Below are 14,925 nucleotides of genomic sequence, written 5' to 3'. Positions count from 1 at the left end.
TTATAATAATTTTAATTAAATAATTATTCTTGAGAAAAAAGAGGAGGTTCCCTTTGATGAATCCAAATAATCGCTTAACAACAAACCAAGGTGCTCCAGTAGGAGACAACCAAAATTCTCGTACAGCTGGTCGCCGTGGACCAGTATTATTAGAAGATTATCATTTAGTAGAAAAACTTGCTCATTTTGATCGTGAACGTATTCCTGAGCGTGTTGTACATGCGCGTGGTGCAGGTGCTCATGGTGTTTTCGTAACAAAAAATAGTATGAAAGAATATACAAAAGCAGCATTTTTACAAAACGCGGGAACGGAAACGCCTGTATTCGTTCGTTTCTCAACGGTTATTCATGGTCAAGGTTCTCCTGAAACAGCTCGTGATCCACGTGGTTTTGCTGTGAAGTTTTATACGGAAGAAGGAAATTATGATATCGTTGGTAACCATTTACCTGTTTTCTTCATTCGTGATGCAATTAAATTCCCTGACATGGTGCACTCTTTAAAACCAGCACCGGATACAAATGTTCAAACGCCAGATCGTTACTGGGATTTCATGACGTTATCACCAGAATCTACACACATGATGACATGGGTATTCTCTGATTACGGTACTCCTGCAAACTATCGTCAAATGGAAGGTTTCGGTGTACATTCATTTAAGTGGATTAATGCAGAAGGTAAAATCGTTTATATTAAATACCATTGGAAACCACAGCAAGGTGTGCGTAACCTAAGTGCAAAAGAAGTAGAAGAAGTACAAGGAAAAGATTTTAACCATGCAACTCGTGATTTATTTGATGCAATTGAGCGTGGTAATTATCCGAAATGGGATCTTTATGTGCAAGTGATGCAACTTGATGAAATGGATTCTTTAAACTTCGATCCATTAGATCCAACGAAAGTATGGCCAGAAGATCGTTTCCCATTAATGGAAGTAGGGACAATGACATTAAATCGTAATCCGAAAAACTTCTTTGCTGAAGTAGAACAAGCGGCGTTTACGCCAAGTGCGACTGTCTCTGGTATTGAACCGTCTGAAGATAAATTATTGCAAGGGCGTCTATTCTCTTATCCAGATACACAACGTTACCGCCTTGGTGCGAACTACTTACAAATTCCTGTAAATTGCCCATATGCAGCTGTTCGTAATCAACAACGTGATGGTGCAATGCAAATGAATCAACAACCATCAACAATTAATTACGAGCCAAGTCGTCACGCTGAAAATCCAGTGGAAGATTCTAACTACCGTGATTCAACTATGAAGCTTGAAGGTTATGTATCTCGTGAAAAAATTGATAAACCAAACGACTTCGAGCAAGCTGGTGAGCGTTACCGTTCATTCTCTAAAGAAGAACAAGATAACTTAATTGCAAACTTAACAAATGATTTAAAAGATGTGCATGAGCAAACAAAATTACTTGCTATTTGCAACTTCTTCCGTGCAGACCGTGACTATGGTATGCGTTTAGCGAAGGCGTTAAACGTTGATATTACAGCGTATGTAGGAAAACCTGCGAAATAATAACATTGGGGTAGTACTACATCGTCATCAACCTAACGAAATTAAATACCCCCAAAACGAAAAAAACGGTATTCATTCTATCTAAGATGTAGAAGGATTATCGTTTTTTTTTGTAAAAAACCTCTTAAAGCTAATGGAAACATGTAAAAAGTTAAAAACTTAACTTTTGGCAAGAATACCATGTTGATTTCAATTAAAGGTAACAAAAATATAAAACAAGTAAGATAAGATTAACAAAGAAATCTGACTATCTTTCAATGAATGTATTGGCAATAAAGTTTAACTGTTCATAAAAAAGATGAACTGAAATATTTTAATAAAGAAGGGATTTTGGTTTATCGTTTTGTAGTAATAGAGCAGGTTGTATATTAGGCACATCAAAAATTTATATAATATTATTTTTAAGCAGATTGGAAAATTTATTTGATGAATTAATTTAAGAAGGTTATTAAAAAAATGAAGAAGCGTCGTTCTAAAAAAATTTGATTGAAATAAAGGATTGAATACAAATGAGACTTCTAGAATTTATCTTTACGATTTTGCCTATAGCCCTTTCGCCGGGTGCAAGCTTTACTCTAGCTATATCTAGTATAGCTTCTTCAGGTTTTAAGGGATTAAAAAGAGTCATTGTAGGCACTTCCTTAGGCATATTGACACACTCAATATTTGCAGGGATAGGGGTCTCGTTGATTATATTAAGTAATATACTTTTATTGAAAACAGTAACAGTTATTGGTTCATTATTTTTAATTTATCTTTCCGGCACTTTCATCATCAGTGCATTAAAACAAAATAAAATGAATGCTTCGGATAAAGAAGTGTACATAAAAGATGCTTATTTATTAAATGTTCTTAACCCTAAAGCTATTTTGCTTTATTTAACAATTGTTCCTGGATTTATTACGAATAAAGAGAATGTACTGTTAGAATTTACTCTTTTATCGCTGATTCATATTACGATTATGTCATTATGGTTATTAATTGTTAGTATGACCATTATATTTTTACGAAATAATAGGCTCTATCTTGTAACGAATATCATCAGTTTTATAGGTGGCTTATTTTTGTTTTATCTGGCAGTGCAGCAGTTACTATCAATATTTTAATCATTTTTAAAGGGAAAATAAAAAAGATGTGCTCTGTTTCGAAAAGGAGTACATCTTTTTTACTTATTCATAAATTTGTTCGGTGCCTTTAATGGTCAGTTTTCGTTATTTCTTTTTTATAAACAACAAATCGAAAAAAGCAAGACCTAGAGAACAGCCTAAAGTTGTAGTGAAATCCGAAATCTGAAGATTTGAGGATTGAAAAAAGTAGTTAAAAAGATATTTTGTAGCGCTAAATGCTAGGAATATAATCAAAAACCTCAACAATCTTTTTTGTGTTTCAATCCAACCTAATTTCCACATACGTATTGTACTTGTGAAAATAAAATACAAAAAATATCCAATAAGAAAAATTACATAGCCTATTATAAATTTTGTTGAAAAGGGAGTGTCGATGTCCGTGTAAATAATAAATAACGTACATATTATTCCTAATATAGCTAATGTAGATAATATGTATATTAGATTCTTTGAAATATATTTTTTCCTTTTATTACTTCCTTAATTTTATTATCGTGATGTTTATTGATTGTGTAAGAAGGTATAATGAAACAAATTGTAAATTTGTTAATTATAAACAATAAAACATATTTGTTACAGTTTAGCATATAAGCAAATGAAACGATATAACTTCATATAGTTATAGTTAAAAAATAAAGAGATGTATCCTGCTTGAAAAGGGGATACATCTCTTTGTTGTTTGATGGTGTACACATGTATTTATCTCTGGTGTGCTGTTTTCTCTGTATATTCATAAGCCTTCTCCCCGTGCATTGAAATATCCAGCCCCATTTGTTCTTCGTGTTCATGTACGCGGACGGGAAGGAAGAAGTTAATAGTTTTAATAATGGCGTACGTCATAACGATTGTAAACGCGTATGTTGCACCGATTGCAGCTAGTTGTTTAAAGAGGAGTGCGGCGTTTCCGTAAAATAATCCGTCAGCGCCGCCGCTATTAACGGAAGTTGTTGCGAAAAGACCTGTTGCAATACCGCCCCATGTCCCGCCGATACCATGGCAGCCGAATGCATCAAGTGCGTCATCATATCCGAGTTTATGTTTTAAAAAGAATACAGCTCCGAAGCAGAGAACGCCTCCGATTGCTCCAATGAGAAGGGCGGAGAAGGGGGTAACAAATCCACAAGCTGGTGTAATTGCGACGAGTCCTGATACGGCACCACATGCTGCTCCCATTACGGTTGGTTTAGATTGAAAGAACCACTCTGCTAAGATCCAAGTTAAAGCGGAAGCTGCTGCGGCGGTATTTGTATTGATAAATGCTGTAAGAGCGACATCGTTAAGTGTAAGAGCACTACCTACGTTAAATCCGAACCAACCAAACCATAATAAGCCTGCACCTAAAATAGTAAAGGGAAGATGATGAGGTGATGAGCCGTTTATGTCTTTTCGTTTACCAAGGAAGATTGCCAAAACAAGTCCGGCGACTCCGGATGTGATATGGACAACGTTGCCCCCAGCGAAGTCTAATGCGCCGAGTTCGCGAAGCCAGCCTCCAACGCCCCATACCCAATGGGCAACAGGATTGTAGACGATTGTCGTCCAAAGAAGAATGAAAATAAGAAAAGCTGAAAATCGCATTCTTTCAGCAAATGCACCTGAAATTAAAGCTGGAGTTAAGATTGCAAACATAAGTTGAAACATCATAAATAAATTGTGTGGAATAGTAGCAGAGTAATCTGGGTTTTGTGCGTAGGTTACGTTTTGTAGACCGAACCAATCGAGTGAACCGATGATGCCGTTCCAATCTGGTCCAAATGATAAAGAATAGCCGATAAAAATCCATTGAATTGAAACGATTGCCATTGCGCTATAGCTATGCATTGTTGTACTTAGTACGTTTTTACTGCGAACCATTCCTCCGTAAAAAAGTGCCAAGCCTGGCGTCATAATCATAACCATTACTGTTGCTAAAAATATAAAAACTGTATCTCCCATATTCATTCTTTTCCCCTCCTGTAATGTTATAAAATATTACATTGAATGTTATGTTACATATCATATTCAATAATCATTAAGAAATCAACATAATTTTTAGAAAATTTAAAATTAAATGTAAGGAAATCTAACATGAATTTATTTTACATCCAGATAATTCGTGCAAGTTAACAAATTAAGGGGATATGCGGTTTGTCCGAAACATTGGTATAATATTCTTACAATTAAAAGAAGTTGGGGGATATATGTGAAAAGAATATGGAGCAGGGGAATATGCATTGTTTTTGGTATGTTATTTGTTTTTTTAATACCGGTACATATTTTTGCAGAAGAGAAAAGAGAATGGAAAGATGAAGTAATTTATTCTATTATGATTGATCGTTTTAACAATGGGGATGCGAAAACTGATAAACAACTTGATGTGGGGAATTTAGAAGCCTATCAAGGCGGCGATATACAAGGAATTATAAAGAGATTGGACTATATAAAGGAGATGGGGTTTACCGCTGTGATGCTTTCGCCTCTTTTTGAAAGTAGAACATATGATGGAACTGGTATAGGCGACCAGCGAAAAGTAAATGAGCATTTTGGCTCATTACAAGATGTGAAGCGGCTTGTAAAAGAAGCACATGCAAGGGAAATGAAAGTTATGTTTCAATTTGTTATTGGAGAAGAACAGCAACAAATGATTGAGTCGATGAAGTGGTGGATAGTAGAAGTAGACTTAGATGGCGGTTATCTTATACATAGTAAAAAACTGTCCCATGCTTTGCTGAATGAAGTACAACAAAATGTACAAGAAACAAAAAAAGATTTTCTCTTGATGACGGATGAAGCGGAAGATATACATAATCAGTATTATAAGCAAATAACAGAAGTGTTTTCAAAAACAGATATGTCTATTAAACCGCTATATGATGCTAGTTTAATAGAAGGTGATAAAGTAATGAATACATTTGTAGATAATCAAGAAACAAAGCGGTTTGTCCGTATTGCAAAAGAGAATGCGTATTATCCGCCAGCTCGTTTGAAGTTAGCACTTGCTTATTTATACACCTCTCCAGGAATACCTAGTGTATATTACGGAACAGAGATTGCGTTAGATGGTGGAGAAGCTCCGGATAATCACCGATTAATGGACTTTAAAACGGATGAGAAGTTTTTACAGTACGTAACGAAATTAGGAGAATTGCGTCAAAAGCTACCATCCCTTCGCCGTGGTACATTTGAACTGTTGTATGATAAGAACGGGATGAGTGTATTGAAAAGAACATATAAAGATGAAGTAACGCTTGTTGCAATCAATAATACAAAAGAGACGCAAAAAGTGTCATTTTCAGCTAATAGTATAGGAGAAAATCAAGAATTAAGAGGCTTGATGGAAGATGAAGTTATTAGAGAAGAGGAAGGGAAATATTATCTTGTTTTAAAAAGAGAGGAAGCAAATGTATACAAAGTCGGGGAGCGAACAGGGATTAATTGGCTGTTTGTATCTCTGTTGGTCTTGGTAAACGTTTTATTTATTGCTTTTTTAATTGCTGTAAAGAAGCGAAAGAAATCCCCCACTCTGTAAAAGGGAAATAGGTAGATTGACAGTATGTACTTCTGTGGGTGGTGTACTTTTGTTTATCCTGCTATTTGCGGGTAGTAACACTCCCACCTCAAAATTCGGCGAAAGCAAAGAAGTTAAGTGAGGGCTAATAATTAGTGGGGGAAGAAACCCCCGCTAATTAAAGTTTCACTTTATTTGTCATTAGACGGAGTTGCTCCAAAAGTGTTGCGTGTTTAAAATCAAAAAAATCTTTTGGGGCTTGAGCGTAATCATGGAGAAAATTTCTTAGTAATAAAACTTCTTTTTGAATTGATGAGCCTATATTGTTTCTATCCAATGCATCTCGGAAACTTCTTCCTAACCATCCTATAGAGGTTTTTAATCTTAATTGTTCACATAATAGTAATTCTGGATTTATGGGGAGTGTTGTATCGGATAATTTTGCTATACCTCCGAATCCCCACCGAATCTTTTTTTTGTTAATAATCATGGCGTATTCTTCCAAAGAACCATTTAATATGGGGTCAAACATAGTTTTGTATCCGAAACTTATTTTAAGATCATTAAAGCCTATATGAATTTCGTGGACTTCCTTCAAATCAACTATTTTAGGAAGGAGTTCTGCGGCTTCCTTAGTTTCAATTAACAAGCTGTTAATAACAGCTCCATTTGTTAGTTTAAGAAAAGTTTTTACTTCATCCATAGAATGAAAAAAGGGCAGCATTACAATGTCGGCTCCCATTTGGATTACGGTATCTATTTCTTTGTGCGAATTTTTATTGATCGGGTTTATACGGACGAAAAGAGGATTTTTTTTGAAAATTTTTTTTATAGTTGGAATATCGTTGATTGTATGATCAGATAAAAAAAGATTTTTACCAAATTGGCGGATGTTCTTACCATTTACCTCTAGGTCAATCATAATCCGATCTATTCCTGCAGACTGCACATAAGTAGCCATAATCGGGTCATTGGAAATGAAAGATAAAATCATAATTTTAATCCCATTGATAAGGTATAGTTTTATCTTCAGGAAGGAGTTTGTCTTCATCCGTATTTTCGAAGTTATAGGGAATGGTATTCATATGCAGAAGAAGAGCGGGTTTACTACTTATCGCTTTGAAGCCGTGCCAGACTCCTGGTGGGATTTGTACTAGTAATGGATTTTCTTCTACTATGTGAATCTCTTTGATCTGATTATATGAAGTCGAATGTTCTCTTGTGTCATAGAGCACTAGCAATAGTTCGCCTTTTATCAGAGCGATTTGGTCTATTTGTTTATGATGCCGATACCATGCCTTAATAACACCTGGATTAGTGGCAGTAATGTATGACTGTCCGAACCCAGGGAAATCGGTATCGTCATTTCTCTGTACCTCCAGCAGAAATCCTTTTTCATTCGATAGCTTTTTAAGTGAAATAACTTGTATGCCTTCCATTGTATGCCTCCTTTAATGAAAATAGCCTCTCATTATTTGTTAGTCAATGTAGATGAAACGATTGTATTGCTATGGAAATGAAAAAATGTATGCGTTAGCGTAATGTAACTAGTACCATGGGTTTAATTTACAATACTTTAACAGATTCCTTTTTTAACCTTTCAAATGCTTGAAGTTTTTTCTTTTCATCCCATAAATACTCATGTGCCCAGTTGTTAGCGATATCGGTTCTTCGAAGTCTTGTTTTTTGTTCCGATAATCGGTTGTTTAAATAATTAAATCCTATATGTTTATAGTGTAAAAGTAGTATTTCTTTATTGAGTGGCTTTTTTACATTACCCAAAGGAAAAGCAGAATGTCTACCGACAGAAAAGTTTATATCTTTAATCTCACTTGGATTAAAAACCTGAGGTTTATCCAGGTATTCCCTTCTTGCGCCAGATTTTACACTTTCATACAAAGGTTTGTCACTATTGGGGAATGAGTCTGAAACCATTTCATAACCTTCGGGTACAATGAGTGTAATCCCATTAGAAGTGCATTCTTGCAAGTAAGTTCTAAGATTAGGATGATATAAATGTTCATCTATGTTGCAGATAATAACCCAGTCTGCCGTTTCTTTACTTTGTTTCCAAAAACAATTGTATTGATCTAGTGCTGATTGCACAAAAGAATCACCTTGTATCTCAAATCTATTTATAATTACCTTGGGATGTGATTGTAGGATGGATAAGGAATTGTCCGTTGAGTCATTATCAAAAATATAATACTGATCAGCTATACTATCATAATGCTTGAAAAAATACGGCAGTATTTTTTCTTCGTTCCAGCATAAGGCATAGACATGAATTATCATGTGATGCCCCCTTTCATAATTTGAAATCTTTTTGAGATGAATCCCCCTATATTTAAACAAAAAATAAATATTATTCCTCCTCGATCACCCAGTCGGTACGTAATAATATATGTATGAACAGAAGTGAGTATTGTGCGGATATTTTATCCCGCTATTTGCGGGCAATAATACTCCCATCTAAAAATTCGGCGAAAGCAAAGAAGTTAGGTGGGAGATAAGCTGCTCGTAAAAGCTCGATTGGTGGCGGCTAATAATCAGTGGGGGATGAAGCCTCCACGCTGATTAAAGTTTCACTTTATATAATGTAACTTAGAATAAAGGAGTTTTTACTTGGAATTGGTAAGAGGGATTAGCGTGTATAAATAATTCTAAACAGATAATATGGGAAATGTTCGAGTAATGCTGGAGCTTTTTTCTTAATAATGATGAAGTATTCTGAGGGGATTTATGGAAAGTGATGTATTCGATTCGTGTTGCAACATATTTATCGGATTGCCCTAACCCCCCAAAAATATTGCACGCTGCACATAAATACGGCATGATTCTGATATTCTATCGGAATCATGCCGGTTAATTTGTCTACCTTTTAATAACACATTGAGAGTGTTTTATTTTAGCGATAGTTAATGAACTGTACGTCAATTGGTAAGTCCGCACTACGAACTGCTGCGATTACTGCTTGTAAGTCATCGCGGCTTTTTGCTGTTACACGTACTTGGTCATCTTGTACTTGCGTTTTTACTTTTAACTTTAGTTCTTTAATGATGTTATTGATTTTTTTAGCGTTATCTTTATCGATACCTTGTTGCAGTGTTGCACGTTGGCGTACTGTATTACCAGTAGCGCTCTCTACTTTTCCGTAGTCTAAGTTTTTAATTGGTACTTCGCGTTTAACGAGTTTTGAAATAAGAACATCTTTTACTTGTTCTAATTTAAACTCATCATCAGAAGTTAAAACGAGTACTTCCTTTTCTAATTTAATATCACTTTTGCTTCCTTTAAAGTCATAACGGTTTTGAATTTCTTTTAATGCGATGTTAATTGCATTTGTTACTTCAGGTAATTCAATTTTTGAAACGATGTCAAAAGAACTATCTTTTGCCATAGTTAGCACCTCCAAATAAAATTTTATCTTTATCACACTGTAACTGGGTATGTAATATTCACATTAAAGTATAGCGGAAAATACATGAGTTAGATAGAGTGATAAAACTGATATATTTTGACTAATAAGCAGTGGGGGAAAATCCCATTTGATTAAAGTCTTATTTTATTATAGTGAAAATTGGTCAGTTGGACAAATAAAGGAAAAATCGTGTTATAATGAACCTTTCTTTGGAATGATAAAAATAATACTTTATATATAGAAGGGAATTAAAATATATGTATTTACAACCAGGATCGATTGAACAGGTAACTGTTTTACGAGAAACGGAAATTGGATATATGGTCGGATTTGATGATGAGGATGGTTATGAAGAGGTATTTTTACACAAAAATGAAGTAGCAGGAGAAATTGAAGAAGGTGACACAATTGATGTGTTTTTATATCTTGATCACCAAGAGCGCCTGACTGCGACGATGAAAACGCCACTTATTACAACGAACGATTGGAACTGGGTTAAAGTAGTAGAAGTGAAACCTGATTTAGGTGTGTTTGTTGATATCGGTGTTTCAAAAGATGTATTAATTCCAGCTGATGAGTTTCCAATTTATACGCCAGTTTGGCCAGTTGAAGATGATGAACTATATTGTACATTAAAATTAACAAACCGTGGTCGCCTTATCGCTCTTCCGGCAAGGGATTCAGATATGCAAGAAATTATTGTTGATGCAACACCATCTATGCGTAATAAGAATGTAAATGGACGCGTATATCGCTCACTTCAAGTTGGTTCGTTTGTATTAACAGATGAACATTTCCGTGCGTTTTTACACCATACAGAAAGAAAAGAACAAGTTCGTATTGGTGAACGTGTAACAGGTCGTATTATTGATGTGAAAGATGATGGTACAATTAACATTTCGCTTCTTCCTCGTAAAGAAGAGGGGATGGAAGACGATGCAGCGGTGATTTATGAGTATATGGAAAGTCGCGGTGGAGCAATGCCGTTTTGGGATAAGAGTCATCCAGAAGACATTAAGGAACGTTTTAATATGAGTAAGGCTGCGTTTAAGCGTGCCCTTGGTAAAATGATGAAAGAAGAGAAGGTTTATCAAGAAGAAGGCTGGACGTACTTCAAGAAATAATAAAAAAATCCGAACAGGCATGAGCTTGTTCGGATTTTTTTTATTGTGCTTGTTGTCCTGAAAGACGAGAAAATGTATCTTTCAAATCGCTATCTTTTACTTTAATATCTGCTTTCTTTAATTCATCTAGTAATATTTTTTGACCCGTTGTTGTATCTGCTAAACGCTCGTCTTCTAAGTTTTTACGAATGGAAGCTTTTACTTCATCATAAGGCTTCAATTCTTTTTTATCGGTAAGTTTAATAATATGGTAGCCGTTTGATGATTTGACAGGGGTGCTAATTTCGCCAACATTCAGTTTGTAAGCAGCTCCTTCGAATTCAGGTACCGTTATTTTACCCGGTCCAAAGTATCCAAGATCTCCGCCTTTATCTTTTGAGCCTGGGTCTTGAGATTGTTCTTTCGCTAACTCTTCGAAGGAAGCGCCTTCGTCTAATTTCTTCTTAATATCAGTTGCTGTTTTTTCGTCATTTACTAAAATGTGACTCGCTTTAATTTCAGGTTTATAGTGTTCTTTCACGTCTTTTTCTGTAATGCTTTTCTTAATTGCTTCGTTCATTGCGAGCTTAAATCTAATTTGATTCTTAAAGTCGTTTTCATCTTTTAAACGATTGCTCTCTAGTACCATTTTGAATTGTTCACCGTATTGATCTTTCGCTTTTTTGAATTCTTTATCCACTTCATCATCAGATACTTTATATTTTTTTGAAATGATATCTTGTGCCATCATTTCATATAACATATCTTTTCCGTAACGATCTTTTAATTGTTTATCAAAATCGCTTTTTGTAATTGTTGAGCTTTTTGATGTTGCGATGGCATCCGAGCTGCCTTGAGACCCACAAGCAGACAGCGTTAACGTTCCGATTGTCGCCGCTATAATCAATAATTGTTTTCTTTTCATCCTAACACCTCATCCAAATATGTTATCGCTATTGTAAAATAGTGAAGTGAACATGAAGTGTATTCGATATGTTTTTTCCTGTAAAATGTAAAAAAGTACATCAACTATGTTGATGTACTAGAGGATTAAAGATGATCTGTTTTTTTTGAATAAGCACGTTTTCCTTGCTCGATATTTTTTTGTTCTTGTTCATTTTTTTGTGTGCGTTTTGCATTATTATCGCGTGCTTTTTTGTCATTATCACTTGTATGCGGCATATGTATCAACTCCACTTCTAAATGGTTGTACGTTTATCATTTCCGTTTTCGTAAAGACTATGTATACGTAGCGTGATGAATTTATGATTTATAAAGGTGGATAGGATATGGACTTGAAACTAAATTATACCGAATTAATAAAGAAACTAATTGTTGTTATCGTTGCAGGCTTATTAAATGCAATTGGAATGAATCTGTTTTTAACGCCAGCAAAAGTATATGCAAGTGGTTTTGCCGGGTTATCTCAATTGCTTTCGCAAGTATTAAGTGATTTTGCATCCATACATATATCAACAGGGGTGCTGTTTGCTTTATTTAATATTCCAGTTGTGATTTTAGCGTGGAAAAAAGTCGGAAAAGCATTTACTTTATTTAGTTTTTTATGTGTCGTATTTATGACACTGTTTTTAGAAATTGTACCAGTAAGGGCAGTTTCAAATGATATTATATTAAATGCTATTTTTGGGGGGCTTATTTCGGCAATAGGAGTAGGGATTGCTTTGAAATGGGGTGCGTCTACAGGTGGTTTAGATATTATTGCGATGATTTTGTCAAAGATTAAAGATAAGCCTGTCGGAACGTATTTCTTTTTCTTTAATGCCATTATTATTATTGCAGCTGGCTATGTATATGGATGGGAAAAAGCCTTGTACACATTAGTCACTTTATATGTATCAACACGAATTATTGATGCGATTCATACACGTCATGTGAAAATTACAGCGTTTATCGTTACGAAAAATGGTACGGATGTAAAAAAAGCGATTCAATCGCGCTTAGTGCGAGGGATTACAACTGTACCAGCTACAGGTGCATATACGAATGAAAATAAAGAAATGCTAATGATCGTGATTACTCGTTATGAGTTATACGAACTAGAGAGGATTATTAAACAAGTAGACCCGGGAGCATTTACAAATGTCGTGCAAACCGTTGGGGTGTTTGGATTGTTTAGAAAAGAGTAAAGAGGACCAAGTTTGGTCCTCTTGTTTTAATGTGTGCTAGTAACGTTTTGTAGTTGCTGTTGCATTTCACGTAGCTGAACTTTTTCAGCAGTTGAAGAATTAGCGTAAGCAGACTGCAAAGCGTTTTTTGCTCGATAAACAAGTTCTTGTTGTTCAGCACCGCTAGAACAAGAAACGGCACTAGAAACAGCATCACGTGCTTGCTGGAATAGTAAATTACCCATTTAAACCCCTCCGAGAGAAGAGTTGCTTCGTTCTTTTTCTGCATCAGCTAATGTACCGCGGTACGGGAATCTTGCAGCGTGCTTCATAACAGCATCGGCCCCTTGTTGGGTGAAACGTTTTGATTTGTTCTTTTTACCCATTCGTAATTCCCCCTTTTTTAGCAGAAAACAACTGACACATCGCTGTGTCTAGTTATAGTATAAGCGTTTTGCGGGAAACTATAAGTAGGGAATTTTTAGATTACAACCCAAGAACCTCTTCTAAATAAAGGGCAATTCCATCTTCTTCATTTGTTAATGTTGTATGATTAGCTAATGATTTCAATTCTGGAATGGCATTACCCATTGCAATGCCGTGACCTGCAAATTCAATCATCTCAAAATCGTTGTCTTCATCACCAAAAGCAATGATGCGTTCTTGTGGAATGTTATAATAGCTAGAAACTTTTTGAAGCCCAATTGCTTTATTAAGACCACTTTTCACAATTTCAATAATTGGCCAAGGCGCACCCCATTTACGATGGTCAATTACCTCGGCATGCATATCAGTTAAGTGCTTGCGAATTGCTGTTGATTGTTCGTCAAGCGCATCGATTAATAGGCATGTTGGATGGTCTTGCAAAATGTGTAGTAAATCTCCTGTGAAAATATTCGGAGAACCAAATTCAAAAATATGTTTTTTATCTTCATCAATTTCACGAACATATACATCATCAATCACTTCAGCGTAAATGTTTTTGACGCCAAAATCAAAACAAGCTCGAACGATTTCTTGTGCAGTTGAGAGTTCAAGGGGAGAGTGATGTGTTCCCCAATTTGCATCAAGTGGATGGTGAACATAAGCACCGTTAAAATTAACGATAGGTGTATTCAAACCAAGTTCTTTATAATAAGCGTGACTGGCACGAAATGGGCGCCCTGTTGAAATTACAACAACATGTCCTTGCTCTTTTGCTTTTTCAATTGTTTTTTTTGTTCTTGCTGAAATTATTTTATTGTCTGTTAGCAAAGTACCATCTAAATCTAGTGCGATTAAGTGTTGTTTTTTCATGTTTTCACCTCTTATGAAATTTTTTTGGTTCTATCTGTATTTCCGATTTTAATATGCAGAAATAAGAGGCTAGAAAGAGTATAGGAAACATCCTTGAATGGAAGTTTCTTTATATATTCATCTTACGTCGTGAAACGTGTTAGTGTCCACTATTTCTCGCCAGAAAACAGAAAAGTCAATATTTTTTCCGAAAGTTCAAATAATGTTTCTTTCATTTTGTACAAATTGTGAAAAGGGTTACATTACTTGCGCAGTGGGGCTTATAATAAAAATGTAATCTTCTCGTATATGTTTGACTCTCCTTTGAAACTGGCCTAGAATAGGTCGGTTTCTTTTTTTTCAACAAACATTGCTTTTTCTCCTGCTTTATCATGTGAATTTATCCAGTTATTCATAAGTTAACCATTTGTGAGGAATGAAAAAAGCTTATGGATGGAAGTTTCGCTTTATATATAAGTAATGAAGGGGATAGCGTGTTTCCTAAACATAACAGAAAAGCTTTTTAAAAAATGGATATACTAATGAGGCACAGATGTCATGGAAGGAGAATGGAAATGGGTCAAAATCGCAGATTTCGTTCAGGACAGAAAGCACCAAATGATGGGGTTTATGTAGAGATTGGTGAGACAGGAAGTATGGTTAAAGATCCGCAAATGGTAAAATTAACTGCCGGTGAAAGATTTCCTGAAAATTCGAATCATAATCGTCAGTGGACATATAGAAGAAAACCGTAAGAGAAGCCGCAATTGATATTGCGGCTTTTTTTTGAAGTGCGGAGACGCTCAAGGAAGTATCATTTGATGTATGTTCTATATACTTTTTTAAAAAATAAAGTCAGAATG

General features: G+C 35.2%; 16 protein-coding genes. 6 read left to right on the top strand and 10 right to left on the bottom strand.

All coding sequences use genetic code 11. The features are described from left to right. Window positions 1-56: 56 nt before the first annotated feature. Window positions 57-1,523 (top strand): catalase, encoded by a 1,467-nt coding sequence (locus tag AZF08_RS21975; RefSeq protein WP_033673856.1) that lies wholly within the window; start codon window positions 57-59, stop codon window positions 1,521-1,523. 509 nt (window positions 1,524-2,032) lie between these two features. Continuing rightward, window positions 2,033-2,629, top strand: coding sequence for a LysE family translocator (locus AZF08_RS21970; protein WP_064504769.1), 597 nt, complete (start codon window positions 2,033-2,035; stop codon window positions 2,627-2,629). 720 nt (window positions 2,630-3,349) lie between these two features. Here the strand turns inward: AZF08_RS21970 and AZF08_RS21965 are convergent. Beyond that, entirely contained in the window at window positions 3,350-4,591 is a 1,242-nt protein-coding gene (locus AZF08_RS21965) for an ammonium transporter (protein WP_033673855.1), read from the bottom strand. Between the two features lie 283 nt (window positions 4,592-4,874). On the opposite strand from AZF08_RS21965, the gene AZF08_RS21960 reads away from it, so the two are divergent. Then, complete coding sequence (locus tag AZF08_RS21960) at window positions 4,875-6,158, top strand: alpha-amylase family glycosyl hydrolase (RefSeq protein WP_051725685.1); 1,284 nt, start codon at window positions 4,875-4,877, stop codon at window positions 6,156-6,158. Window positions 6,159-6,315: 157 nt separating this feature from the next. Here AZF08_RS21960 and AZF08_RS21955 read toward each other — a convergent pair whose 3' ends face one another. From AZF08_RS21955 to AZF08_RS21940, 4 genes are all read right to left on the bottom strand, one after another. Further along, on the bottom strand, window positions 6,316-7,131 hold the full coding sequence (locus AZF08_RS21955; protein WP_051725681.1) for an aldolase/citrate lyase family protein: 816 nt from the start codon (window positions 7,129-7,131) through the stop codon (window positions 6,316-6,318). Window positions 7,132-7,135: 4 nt separating this feature from the next. Then, entirely contained in the window at window positions 7,136-7,576 is a 441-nt protein-coding gene (locus AZF08_RS21950) for a dTDP-4-dehydrorhamnose 3,5-epimerase family protein (protein ID WP_033673853.1), read from the bottom strand. A gap of 127 nt (window positions 7,577-7,703) precedes the next feature. Continuing rightward, window positions 7,704-8,432, bottom strand: coding sequence for a glycosyltransferase family 2 protein (locus AZF08_RS21945; RefSeq protein WP_033673852.1), 729 nt, complete (start codon window positions 8,430-8,432; stop codon window positions 7,704-7,706). Window positions 8,433-9,045: 613 nt separating this feature from the next. Beyond that, window positions 9,046-9,537, bottom strand: a complete 492-nt coding sequence (locus tag AZF08_RS21940; protein ID WP_033673851.1) for a YajQ family cyclic di-GMP-binding protein — start codon at window positions 9,535-9,537, stop codon at window positions 9,046-9,048. 278 nt (window positions 9,538-9,815) lie between these two features. On the opposite strand from AZF08_RS21940, the gene AZF08_RS21935 reads away from it, so the two are divergent. Then, entirely contained in the window at window positions 9,816-10,682 is an 867-nt protein-coding gene (locus AZF08_RS21935; RefSeq protein ID WP_033673850.1) for a CvfB family protein, read from the top strand. A 40-nt stretch (window positions 10,683-10,722) separates the two neighbouring features. Here AZF08_RS21935 and prsA read toward each other — a convergent pair whose 3' ends face one another. Next, on the bottom strand, window positions 10,723-11,586 hold the full coding sequence (gene prsA / locus AZF08_RS21930; protein WP_033673849.1) for a peptidylprolyl isomerase PrsA: 864 nt from the start codon (window positions 11,584-11,586) through the stop codon (window positions 10,723-10,725). Between the two features lie 125 nt (window positions 11,587-11,711). Further along, window positions 11,712-11,843, bottom strand: coding sequence for a DUF3941 domain-containing protein (locus AZF08_RS28230; RefSeq protein WP_001120850.1), 132 nt, complete (start codon window positions 11,841-11,843; stop codon window positions 11,712-11,714). A gap of 107 nt (window positions 11,844-11,950) precedes the next feature. Here AZF08_RS28230 and AZF08_RS21925 point away from each other — a divergent pair, with 107 nt between their 5' ends. Beyond that, window positions 11,951-12,808 (top strand): YitT family protein, encoded by an 858-nt coding sequence (locus tag AZF08_RS21925; protein WP_033673848.1) that lies wholly within the window; start codon window positions 11,951-11,953, stop codon window positions 12,806-12,808. Window positions 12,809-12,834: 26 nt separating this feature from the next. Here the strand turns inward: AZF08_RS21925 and AZF08_RS21920 are convergent, their stop codons facing one another. From AZF08_RS21920 to AZF08_RS21910, 3 genes are all read right to left on the bottom strand, one after another. After that, a complete protein-coding gene (locus AZF08_RS21920) occupies window positions 12,835-13,032 on the bottom strand; it encodes a DUF3813 domain-containing protein (RefSeq protein ID WP_033673847.1) in 198 nt (65 codons plus the stop codon). Beyond that, window positions 13,033-13,173 (bottom strand): hypothetical protein, encoded by a 141-nt coding sequence (locus tag AZF08_RS21915; protein ID WP_033673846.1) that lies wholly within the window; start codon window positions 13,171-13,173, stop codon window positions 13,033-13,035. Window positions 13,174-13,273: 100 nt separating this feature from the next. Beyond that, window positions 13,274-14,083 (bottom strand): Cof-type HAD-IIB family hydrolase, encoded by an 810-nt coding sequence (locus AZF08_RS21910; RefSeq protein ID WP_033673845.1) that lies wholly within the window; start codon window positions 14,081-14,083, stop codon window positions 13,274-13,276. A 554-nt stretch (window positions 14,084-14,637) separates the two neighbouring features. Between AZF08_RS21910 and AZF08_RS21905 the strand changes: the two genes are divergently transcribed. Further along, the gene (locus tag AZF08_RS21905; protein ID WP_033673844.1) at window positions 14,638-14,817 is read left to right on the top strand and encodes a YjzC family protein; all 180 of its coding nucleotides are present in this window, start codon (window positions 14,638-14,640) and stop codon (window positions 14,815-14,817) included. Window positions 14,818-14,925: the final 108 nt, after the last annotated feature.

The organism is Bacillus gaemokensis (assembly GCF_001590835.1).
Taxonomy (GTDB): Bacteria; Bacillota; Bacilli; order Bacillales; family Bacillaceae_G; genus Bacillus_A; species Bacillus_A gaemokensis.
Note: the sequence above shows the minus strand (reverse complement) of the source record. Positions and strands in the feature narration are given on the sequence as shown.